The following is a 10,383-nucleotide window of genomic DNA, read 5'->3' as shown; positions in this document are numbered from 1 at the left end:
GAATCGGAATCGGAAGCAGAACCGGGGTCGGGGTGGGTATCGGGAGCGGGGCTGCGGCCCTGGACACCGCGATGGGCAGGGCCGCCGGGTTCTGCGTCCGCGATGCCCAGGCACCGGAGCGCCATGCGCAGGAAGGCCGCTCGGGGGACGGCCGCACTGACGAAGGCCGTACGGGACACGGCGACGGGCCGTCGCCGGAGGGGTCACCGGAGGAACCGAGCCGCGAGGAGTGCCGCGCCGAGGCGGAGGCCCCGGACGCGGTGGACCGTACGGAACCGGAACGGGAAGCGGGAACGAGGGCCGGGCGTGGGGCCGACGCGGCTGGTGGCCGTGCCTCCGACGGCTCTGTCTCTGGTGGCCGTGCCTCCGACGGCCGTACCCCCGGTGATCGCGCCTCCGGCGGTCGCGCTTCCGACGGCCGGGCCTCCGACGGCCGGGCCTCGGGCGGCCGGGCCTCGGGCGGTCGCGCCTTCGGTATCCGGGCCGCCGCGCCGTCCGGCGCTCCCGCGCAGTCCCCTGCGCGGCCCCCCGCACGGCACCCCGTGCGCGACGACAGCCTCAGACGGTTCGCCGCGCTGTGGAGCCGGGCGATCTACCCCGTCTCGGCGACCCAGATGAGCCGCGCCGAGTTCGAGGAGCACCTCGTCCCCCTCGCCGACCGGCTCGCGGCCGCCCTGCACACCTGGCCCTTCGACCCCGAGCCCGCCGCCGAGGTCGGGGCCGCGCTCGTGCGTGCCCACTGCACCGACCCCGAGTCCCTGCCCAAGGTCCTCGGCGCCGTCGACTCCTACCTCCTGGTCTACTGCCCGCCGGGCGGGGCCCTCACCGACACCGAGGCCCGCGCCCGGTGCGCCCGCCTCCAGCACTCCCTCTCCGCGGGGTTCGCGCAGGCCCTGCGCGAGCGCGCCCTCGCCGAGCAGGAGGCCCTCTCCCGCGCGGCCCTGGCGGCCCAGCAGGAGACGGAGAAGGCCCTGCACACCAGCGAGGCCCGGTTCCGCGCGGTCTTCGAGGGCGCGGCCATCGGCGTCGGCATCGCGGACGTCGACGGCCGGATCGTCGACGTCAACGACGCCCTCGCCAGGATGTTCGGCGGCCCGGGCTACGACGTCATGGGCCGCAACGTCGACGACCTGGCCCACCCCGAGGACAACCCGGAGATCCCGGGCATGTACAGCGAGCTGATCCGCGGCGACCGCGACTACTACCGCGTCGAGAAGCCGTACTACCGCGGCGACGGCAGCGTCCTGTGGACCGACCTGTCCGTGGCGCTGCTCCGCGACTCCCACGGCAAGCCGCAGTACCAGCTCGCCCTCATGGAGGACATCACCGAGCGGCGGCTGCTCCATGAGCGGCTGCGCTACGAGGCCACCCACGACGCCCTCACCGGTCTGCCCAACCGCACCCTCTTCTTCGAGAACCTCGACCGGGCCCTCGCCGCGACGGGCGGCGGCGACGTCGCGCCGGCCCGCTTCGGCCTGTGCTACCTCGACCTCGACGGCTTCAAGTCCGTCAACGACAGCCTCGGGCACGCGGTGGGCGACGAGCTCCTCGTCGCCGTCGCCGAGCGGCTGCGCTCCTGCGCCACGGCCCCCGCCGAACTCGTCGCCCGCCTCGGCGGCGACGAGTTCGTGGCCCTGCTCACCGGCCCGACCGCGCAGGCCGACGCGATCTCCCTGGCCCGGCGCATGCTCGCCGCCCTCTCCCGGCCCATCCGCCTCGACGACCGCGACCTGTCCGTACGGGCCAGCATCGGCATCGTCGAGGGCGCCGCGGGCGAGTTCGACGCGGCGGAGGTGCTGCGCAGCGCCGACATCACGATGTACCGGGCGAAGGCCGCGGGCGGCAACCGCTACGAGCTGGCCGACGCCGACTCCGACGCCCGGGTCATCGCCCGGCACAGCCTCACCAACCGGCTGCCCGCGGCCCTCGACAACAGCGAGTTCTTCATCGAGTACCAGCCGCTCGTGCGGCTCACCGACGACACCGTGCGCGGCGCCGAGGCCCTCGTCCGCTGGCTGCACCCCGTCCACGGCGTACTGGGGCCCGACCAGTTCATCCCGCTCGCGGAGAGCACCGGCCTGATCGTGCCCCTCGGGCGCTGGGTCCTGGAGGAGTCGGCCCGGCAGGCGCGCGCCTGGCAGCAGGAGACCGCCGGGCGGCCCCCCGTGCGCGTCAACGTCAACCTCTCGCCGTCCCAGCTCCGCTACCCGTTCCTCGTCGCCGACACCGTCGCCATCCTGGAGAACGCGGGCCTGGAACCGTCCGCGCTCTGCCTGGAGGTCACCGAGAACGCGCTGATCGGCGCCGACGAGGAGGAGCTGCGCCCGCTGCGCCAGCTCGCCGACATGGGCGTGGACATCGCCCTCGACGACTTCGGTACCGGCTACTCCAACCTCGCCTACCTGCGCCGCCTGCCCGTCAGCACGCTCAAGCTGGACCGCTCCTTCACCCGCGGCATGCAGCGCGCGCCCGCCGACCCGGTGGATGTGAAGATCGTGGAGGGCATCGTCTCGCTCGCCCACACGCTCGACCTCTCGGTCACGGTCGAGGGCGTCGAGACGGGCAACCAGGCCGAACACCTGCGCATCCTCGGCTGCGACACGGCACAGGGCTGGTACTACGCGCGGCCGGGCCCGCCGGAGCGGCTGCGGACGCTGTCGCTGGTGGACGCGGCGTCGTAGTCGTAGTCGCAGCCGCAGCCGTAGGGGACGCCGGGACGCTCGTGGTGAGTGTGCCCTGTCCCGGTGACGTGCTGTCGGGGTGAGCCGGGACGTCCCGGCTCACCCCGACAACGCTGTCATCCGTCGAGGGCCCGCGACTCGTCGTCGCTCAGCAGCCGCGACCGTACGAGGAAGCGCACCCCTTCCGGGGCCTCCAGCGAGAACCCGCTGCCGCGGCCGGGGACGACGTCCACCGTCAGGTGGGTGTGCCGCCAGCGCTCGAACTGGTCCGCCGCCATCCAGAACCCGATCGGTTCGTCCACGCCGTCGACGTCGAGCTCGGCCAGCAGCACGTCCGACCGGCCCGTGCGGAACTCGCCGCGCGGATAGCACATGGGTGAGCTTCCGTCGCAGCACCCGCCGGACTGATGGAACATCAAGTGCCCGTGTTTCCCGCTCAATCGACGGAGCAGCCCGGCCGCTGCCGGGGTGAGGGCGACACGGGAGAGGTCCTTGTCCATCCGGACAGCCTGCCTTCGAACGCGCGCCACCGCCAGACGTGGGCGAGGAGAGGGCTCGCGGTCCCGAACGCCCCTGCGCGCGGCCGCGGTTCGCACCGCACGGTTCGCACCGATCGAGCGGAAAGGGGGGATCTCCAGCATGACCGGACCACCCGCCGGCCCGCACGCCGCCGCATCCGCGAAGCCGTGACGGGCCTGTCTTCTCGTTCGGAAGGTGCTTCGATGAACCTCCTCGTCCAGGCCTTGCCCATAGCCGCGCCGACCGTCGGCTGGGCCGCCCACGCGCTCATCCTCGCCCGCCGCCTCCGCACCGCCCGCACCGACCCCCTCACGGGCCTCATGTGCCGTGACGAGTTCGTCTCCCGGGCGCGGCGTGCCGTCAAGCACCCGAACGCCGCCGTGCTGCTGCTCGACCTCAACGGGTTCAAGCAGATCAACGACACCCACGGGCACGCGGTGGGCGACCAGGTCATCGCCGCGGTCGGCCGACGGCTCGGCGCCTGGTGCCGCGAACGCGGCGGTTTCGCCGCGCGGCTGGGCGGTGACGAGTACACCGCCGTGGTCCGCCTCGCGCCGGACGCCGACCTGCACGCGGAGCTGACGTACGGCCTGAGCGCCCGGCTCTCCGCCGCGCTCGACACCGGCACCGTCACCCTCGCGCCCCGCGCGTCCATCGGCGTGTGCCGCACCAGTCACCGCCCCGGCGCGGCCCTGCCGGACCTCCTGCGCGGCGCCGACGAGGCCATGTACACGGCGAAGCGGCTGGGCCAGCACTGGCGCCCGGCGGGTGAGGCGGACGTCTGCCCCGCCGTCGATGGTCGTCCCGCTGCCGACGGTCGTCCTGCCGCCGACGGTCGTCCTGCCGCTGGCGGCCGCCCCGCCGTTGATGGCCGCCGCCCCGTCGTCGCCGACGGTCGCCGTACGGCCGATGGACGTCGCACCGCCCATGGCCGTCGCCCCGTCGACGTCCGCCGTACCGGCCGGTCGGGCGCGCACCTGACCCTGCTTCCGCAGACCCGAAGGAGGGCCTCGTAACCGGGCGGAGGGAGGGCGGCCCGCCCCCGCCCCACCGCACCGGCGGACGGGGAAGGCGGTATCCCGTACCGCTCCGCCTTCCCTTCAAAGGCCCGCCAAAGGCCCACCGAGGGCCCATGGGAACGAGCGAAGGCGAGCGGCTGAACCGCCCCGCGCCATGGGTATGGGTGCGGGTAACGTTCGGCCTGGGCGACAACCGGCTGTGCGGAAGCGGGGAGGGAGCGATGAGCGGCGTGGTGGTCCATCTGCCGAGGTCGGGCGGCGGGGCCGGGGAGGGGCCGTGCGGTGACGCGGTGACGCTGCGGCTCGGCCCGGGAGAAGTGGCGCGCTTCGGACGGGGCTCCGCGACGACCCCGGTCGAACTCCGCCTCGCCGACGCCGCGATCTCCCGGCTCGCCGGGGAGATCCGCGTGACGGACGACCACTGGCTGCTCAGCAACCACAGCACGACCCAGAGCTATCTGGTGGAGAACCCGGAAGGAGCGGGGGAGTACCTGAGAGTGCCCCCGCGACGCGCCGGAGCGCCCATCCCCTTCGAGTTCTCCCGGGTCGTGCTGCCCACCCGGGGCACCGGCACGGTCGCCTTCCAGGTGTTCGCGCCCGACCACGTCTACCTGGACCCCGCGGGCACGGACGGCCAGTGGGGGAGCCGCACCCTCCCCGCGTACTCCCTGGACGAGACGTCCCGTTACTTCCTGGTGCTGGTCGCGCTCTGCGAACCCCGGCTGCGCGACGAGTCGCCGGTCGCGGTGCCGACGACCCCTCAGATCGTCGAGCGGCTGGGGAGCCACCCCGACTGCGGCCCGCTGACGGCCCGGGCGGTGAGCTCGCACATCGACTACATCGCCGAGGAGAAGATGCGGATCGGCGTCCCCGAGGAGCACGGGCCCCGCAGGGAGGCCCGCCGAAACGGCAAGCGGGAGGCGGTCGTCGGCATCGCGCTGCGCTTCGGGCTCGTACGCGAGGAACACCTCGCGCTGCTTCCGCCCCGGCCCGGAGGCTGAGACCGTGCGCGACCCGGTGGGCACCACGGGAAGCGACCGCACGCCCTCCCTGCCGCGCGGCTACCGGGTCGGCGACTGGGAGGTCACCGAGCCCATCGGGGCCGGTGGCTGGGCGACGGTCTACGCGGGACGCCCGGTCGGCGACGGGCTGGGGAACACGGACGCGGGGAACGACGCGGGGAACACGGACGGGCAGGGCGCCGCGGCCGGGAGCGTCGGGAGCACGGACCGGCAGGACGTCGCGCTCAAGTTCCTGCCGACCGCCGGGCTCGCGCCGCTCCAGGCCCGCAACGTCGCGGAAGCCGCCCGGCGCGAGGTCGAACTCGGCCGCCGCGCCCGCCATCCCCGGCTGATCCGCCTGCTGGACTCCGTCGTCCTCGCCGAACCGGGCCACCCGTATCTGGACGGCGCGATCGTCCTCGTCATGGAGCGGGCCGAGCGCAGCCTGCGGAGTCGGCTCGCGGAGGAAGTGACCGAGGCCGAGGGCGCCCGGCTGTTCACCGGGATCTGCGAGGGGCTGGCCCACCTGCACCGCAGCGGCTGGGTGCACGGCGACCTCAAACCCGACAACGTCCTGCTCATGGCGGACGGTTCGGTCAAGCTCTCGGACTTCGGCCTCGCCGCGGAACTCACCGGCGACCACGCCACCCACGGGTACGTGCCCCCGATGGGCACGCTGGACTACCTTCCGCCGGAGCGCTGGAAGGCCCCACTCGGTGAGCACGGCGTACGCATCCGGCCGAGCGCCGACATCTGGGCCCTGGGCGTAATGATCCACGAGGTGTTCGCGTCCGGCGCCCCGCCGTTCCCCGGCGCCACACCGGTGTCGCGCGGCGCGGCGGCACAGGAGTACGCCGACGGACGCGCGCCGCTCCGCATGGACGACTCGGTACCGCCGTTCTGGCGCGGGCTGGCCGCGGACTGTCTGGCCCCGACCCACGCGGCCCGCGTCGCGCACACCGCGGAGAGCCTGCTGGCCCGCATCGCCGACCGGCCGGTCGTGGACGGGCAGCCCACGGAGGAAGTCACGGAGGAAGCCGCGAAGGAAGTCACTGCGGACACTGCGGACGACGGCCGCACGGCCGGGCGTCCCCCGGCACGCAGGAGAAGCGGAATCCGTGCCGCTCTCGTCGCTCTCGCGGTGTGCGGGGTGGCGGCAGCGGCCATCTGGATCGGGTCCTACGGGTCCTACGCAGGGCGCGACGGCACGTCCGACACGCCCGCCGCGACGGTCTCGGCCGACACGGCGGCGGCCGAGGCTGCGGGCCGTATCCGGGTGTTCAACGCCGAGCAGGGGTGCAGGGCCCGTACGGACCGGGCCCCGGAGTGCAGCCTCGGTCTGGCCATCGACCCTCTGCGTCCCTACACCATCGACAACGTCGTTCCGACCCGCGTGTGGCACGGTGACGTCCTCGCCGTCGACTGCCGGCTCCCGCGGGGGATGCCCATCATCGACGAGACGGACGCCCAGTCCGCCGAGTGGTACCGCGTGCGCCTCCCGGCGGGCTCCACGCGTCCCACCGCCTGGCTGCCCGCCGTGCGCACGAAGGACCGCCCCGCGGTGCCGGAGTGCCCACGCCCGACGCCCGTACGGTGAACGGGGCTGCTCCCGCGCACTGCGCGGGAGCAGCCCCGTGCCCACCGCGGCAGAGCACCCCTCGCACCGCACGAGCCTGCCGGGGATCTCCGTCCCTGTCACTCCGGATCGTTCCGGATGCCTCGCCCGGGCGGCCCGCGGCTACCGTGCCGCCACCCGGGCGTGCCCGAATCACCGGCAGCCCTGACAGCACCGGCAGCACCGGCAGCTTCGGCAGCACCGACAACCAGGAGGTCGTGATGGGCGAGCACCGCCCCACCCGCAGAAATGTCCTGAAGGCCGTCGGCGGAACCTCCGCGGCGCTGGCGCTCGGCGGCGGGGGCGTCCTCGCCGCGGCGGCGACGGCCTCCGCGGCGGGCGACGGCCGCGGGCTGCGCATCATGGAAGCGGGCGAGTCGGACCCCCGCATGTGGTACTACCGGTTCCAGACCGCGGCGATCGGCTGGAACCCGGCCGTCAACGTCCTGCTCCCCGACGACTACCACACCAGCGGACGCCGGTACCCCGTCCTGTACCTGCTCCACGGGGGCGGTACGGACCAGGACTTCATCACCTGGGACCGCCTGCACATCCGCGACTTGACCGCGGGCAAGCCGATCATCGTGGTGATGCCCGACGGCGGGCACGCGGGCTGGTACTCCAACCCGGTCAGCTCTCTCGTCGGCCCCCGGAACTGGGAGACCTTCCATATCGAGCAGCTGATCCCGTGGATCGACGACAACTTCCGGACGTATGCCGAGTACGACGGCCGCGCCGTCGGCGGTTTCTCCATGGGCGGCTTCGGCGCGCTGAAGTACGCGGCCAAGTACTGGGGGCACTTCGCCTCGGTGAGCTCCCACTCCGGCCCGGCCAGCCTGCGCGGCCCCGCCGCCGGGATCAACGGCGGGGTCGTCCACTGGGCCAACGCCTCCTCCGCGGCCATCGAACTCGGCGGCGGCATGGTCTACGGCATGCCGTGGGACCAGAACAGGGTCAGCATGGACAACCCGTGCGAGCGCGTCGAGAGCTACCGGAACAAGCGGATCTTCATGGTCGCCGGGACCAGCCCCCTGCCGACCTTCTGGGACCGGTTCAACGAGACCGCAGTGCTCGACACCCAGCGGGAGTTCCGGGGCTTCCTCGGCCGGGCCGGCATCCCGCACGAGTGGCATGAGGTGGACGGCGGCCACTGGGTCCGTCCGGACCTGTTCAGCCAGGACCTCGACGGCATCATCGACCGCCTCCGCAAGGCGTAGGCCCCGGCTCGCGGTTCAGGGCGCCCTGTCACCACGAAGCCCCTCTCCTGACCGACGGCAGGAGAGGGGCCCGAAATCACTTCTTCCGGCGCTTGCGGGGCGCGGGCACGGTCGGCGCCTCGGTCTCACGGGCGGCGGCGTAGAAGGGCGCCATGACTTCCTCGTAGAGCTTCAGGGAATCGGGGCCCAGGTCGACCTCGAGCCACTTGGGCACCTGGATCTCCTTGATCTCCGTCACCGGGGAACCGTCCTCGTCCACCTCCCCCGTCAGGTCCTCCATCTCCTCGGTCACCGTCACGGCGAACTTGACCGTGGTCAGACTCTCGGTCACCTCGGGGGCGAGGTCGTCGAAGTCGATCCGCTGAACGAAAATCGGCGTCGTGATCGTCTGCCCGCCGACCTCGATCGTCTTCACCCCTTCTTCCACACCGGGCTGACCCTTGTGGGATTCGTCGACCTCAATGAATTTGGTGCCCATGGACGGCGCCTCTCCTCTTTGTTGGTACGCTGCGTAAATTCTAGTGCAGCATGGGCAGTTGACGCCAATTCAGAGAAGGGGTGTTCTGCCCTCGCGCAGATGTTGCCGAGGTGCGGCATATCCAAATCAGCCGACGGTTCAACCGGTGGCTCATTTCGTTCCAGAGAACCGAATCGCCGGAGAGTGTTCACTCTTCTCGGTGATCGTGCGGATATCCACCTTTTGGTGAAAACCGCCTCCGGCGCAAGGCCGCCTGCCTTTGCTCCAGGCGCCCTACTGGCCCTGACGCCGGAACCAGCGGCGGCGTGCGCCGGAGCCGGAGCGCTGGGTTTCCGGGTGACTGCGAGAGGAGAAGGGCGGCAGCGCTTTGAAGCCCTCGTGCAGGGCCAGGGTGGGAGTTATCCGCTCCAGCGCGGCCCGTACGCGGGTGAGCGGGTGGTCGGGGAACTGCGCGTCCCACTGCTCGTGGTCGGCGACGTGATAAGGCAGGCCGCCCGCGATGTCCGGACCGTACGGGTGAGGAATGAAGTACTGCGACGGGTCCAGCCGGCCGAGGACGACGGCCTCGCGCGCGCCGGTTACCGGGCCTTCGGCCGCCTGCACCTTCACCACGGTGCTGCATCCGGCTCGCGGCACCGTCCACGAGCCGATGAACACCAGGCCGTAGCCGTTGGGCCGCGGGATTTTGATGAGCTGCCGGACGCCGGGGAGGGTGTCCACCTCGCCGAGCACGGCTTCGATCAGGCCGCCGCCGGCCCGGGCGGCGGACAGGGCCAGCCCGTGCCGGAGCCGGTCCGGCTCGTCGAGGGATGCGGGCAGATCGGGAACGAGGCCGAAGAAGTGCACGGAGAGGACGAGCCCCTGCTCGTCGGTCCAGACCCCGGGCTCCCGCTCCGCGAAACCGGTGAGGTCCATCCTGGTGATCGGTGTCATGAGCTCATCATCGCGGGACCCGCGTTTCGACGCAGTTCTTCGGCGGCGGTGATGGATGCTTATGCGCCGCCAGAGTTCGGCGATTGCGGCATGTGCGGCCTTTTCTGCGCTTTGGGCGGCGAAGCAGCTCTGGAAATCTCTTGGCGAACGAAATGCACCCCGATCCGGCCGCGCTCGGAAAAGTCGCCCGGTAATGAGGTCCGACTGGGCTTCAACCGGGCCTCTGGCCGTCTTTCTCGCGGGCCGGAGGCCATCGCCGGGGTCCCTGGAAAGCCCGGGGCCACAGTGCCGACGGCAGCGGCACCCGGTCGGCCCGGCGGTGCCGGCGCTACGTAAGCTCGCAGTGCGGGAACCGGAAGCCGACCACCTTCGGAGGCGAACGACAATGTCGGAAGAGCGTGTTGTCCTGGTGACGGGCGGGGGAACGGGAATCGGGGCGGCCACGGCCCGGCTGCTGCGCACCGCCGGGCACCAGGTCGTGATCTCCGGGCGGCGGCCCGAGCCATTGCGCCGGGTGGCCGAGGAGACCGGAGCGCTGGCCCACTCTTCCGACGCCGCCGACCCCGAGGCCGTGCGCGAGCTCGTCGAGACGACGGTGGCGGCCTACGGCAGACTCGACGGTGTGGTACTCAACGCCGGAATCGGGAGGGCCGGCGCGGTCGGCGACATCGCGGTCGAGGACTGGGAAGAGTCGATACGGACCAATCTCACCGGCCCGTTCCTGCTGCTGCGTGCCGCGCTGCCGCATCTGCTGGCGGCCCGCGGCGCGGTGGTCGCGGTCGCCTCGGTCGCCGCGCTGCGCAACAGCGTCAGCAACGCCGCCTATGCGACGTCCAAGGCGGGGCTGCTCCACCTCTGCCGCTCTCTCGCCGTCGACTACGGGCCGCAGGGGCTGCGGGCCAACGCGGTGTGCCCGGGGT

9 protein-coding genes are annotated in these 10,383 nt (G+C 72.5%); 6 read left to right on the top strand and 3 right to left on the bottom strand.

Features of this window, described 5'->3' with window-relative positions; translation table 11 throughout:
• Window positions 1–476 precede the first annotated feature (476 nt).
• Window positions 477–2,681, top strand: a complete 2,205-nt coding sequence (locus tag K6I34_RS22420) for a putative bifunctional diguanylate cyclase/phosphodiesterase (protein WP_374230990.1) — start codon at window positions 477–479, stop codon at window positions 2,679–2,681.
• Between the two features lie 116 nt (window positions 2,682–2,797).
• Here K6I34_RS22420 and K6I34_RS22415 read toward each other — a convergent pair whose 3' ends face one another.
• Window positions 2,798–3,181, bottom strand: coding sequence for a DUF779 domain-containing protein (locus K6I34_RS22415; protein ID WP_229328121.1), 384 nt, complete (start codon window positions 3,179–3,181; stop codon window positions 2,798–2,800).
• 222 nt (window positions 3,182–3,403) lie between these two features.
• On the opposite strand from K6I34_RS22415, the gene K6I34_RS22410 reads away from it, so the two are divergent.
• The 4 genes from K6I34_RS22410 (at window position 3,404) to K6I34_RS22395 (ending at window position 8,052) form a co-directional block, all read left to right on the top strand.
• On the top strand, window positions 3,404–4,216 hold the full coding sequence (locus K6I34_RS22410) for a GGDEF domain-containing protein (protein ID WP_229328120.1): 813 nt from the start codon (window positions 3,404–3,406) through the stop codon (window positions 4,214–4,216).
• Window positions 4,217–4,440: 224 nt separating this feature from the next.
• Complete coding sequence (locus K6I34_RS22405; protein WP_229328122.1) at window positions 4,441–5,220, top strand: serine/threonine protein kinase; 780 nt, start codon at window positions 4,441–4,443, stop codon at window positions 5,218–5,220.
• Between the two features lie 4 nt (window positions 5,221–5,224).
• Complete coding sequence (locus K6I34_RS22400; protein ID WP_229328119.1) at window positions 5,225–6,817, top strand: serine/threonine-protein kinase; 1,593 nt, start codon at window positions 5,225–5,227, stop codon at window positions 6,815–6,817.
• Between the two features lie 239 nt (window positions 6,818–7,056).
• On the top strand, window positions 7,057–8,052 hold the full coding sequence (locus K6I34_RS22395) for an alpha/beta hydrolase family protein (protein ID WP_229328118.1): 996 nt from the start codon (window positions 7,057–7,059) through the stop codon (window positions 8,050–8,052).
• A 76-nt stretch (window positions 8,053–8,128) separates the two neighbouring features.
• On the opposite strand, the gene K6I34_RS22390 is transcribed toward K6I34_RS22395, so the two are convergent.
• Complete coding sequence (locus K6I34_RS22390; protein WP_229328117.1) at window positions 8,129–8,530, bottom strand: hypothetical protein; 402 nt, start codon at window positions 8,528–8,530, stop codon at window positions 8,129–8,131.
• A 273-nt stretch (window positions 8,531–8,803) separates the two neighbouring features.
• Window positions 8,804–9,463: a hypothetical protein gene (locus K6I34_RS22385; RefSeq protein WP_229328115.1), complete on the bottom strand. Its 660-nt coding sequence runs from the start codon at window positions 9,461–9,463 to the stop codon at window positions 8,804–8,806.
• Between the two features lie 385 nt (window positions 9,464–9,848).
• Between K6I34_RS22385 and K6I34_RS22380 the strand changes: the two genes are divergently transcribed.
• The coding region (locus K6I34_RS22380) for an SDR family NAD(P)-dependent oxidoreductase (RefSeq protein ID WP_229328114.1) at window positions 9,849–10,383 on the top strand (535 nt) is incomplete at its 3' end.

The sequence above is a fragment of the Streptomyces sp. UNOC14_S4 genome (assembly GCF_020740835.1).
Classification (GTDB): Bacteria; Actinomycetota; Actinomycetes; order Streptomycetales; family Streptomycetaceae; genus Streptomyces.
The sequence above is the reverse complement of the archived record's forward strand: the minus strand, read 5'-3'. Positions and strand labels throughout refer to the sequence as shown.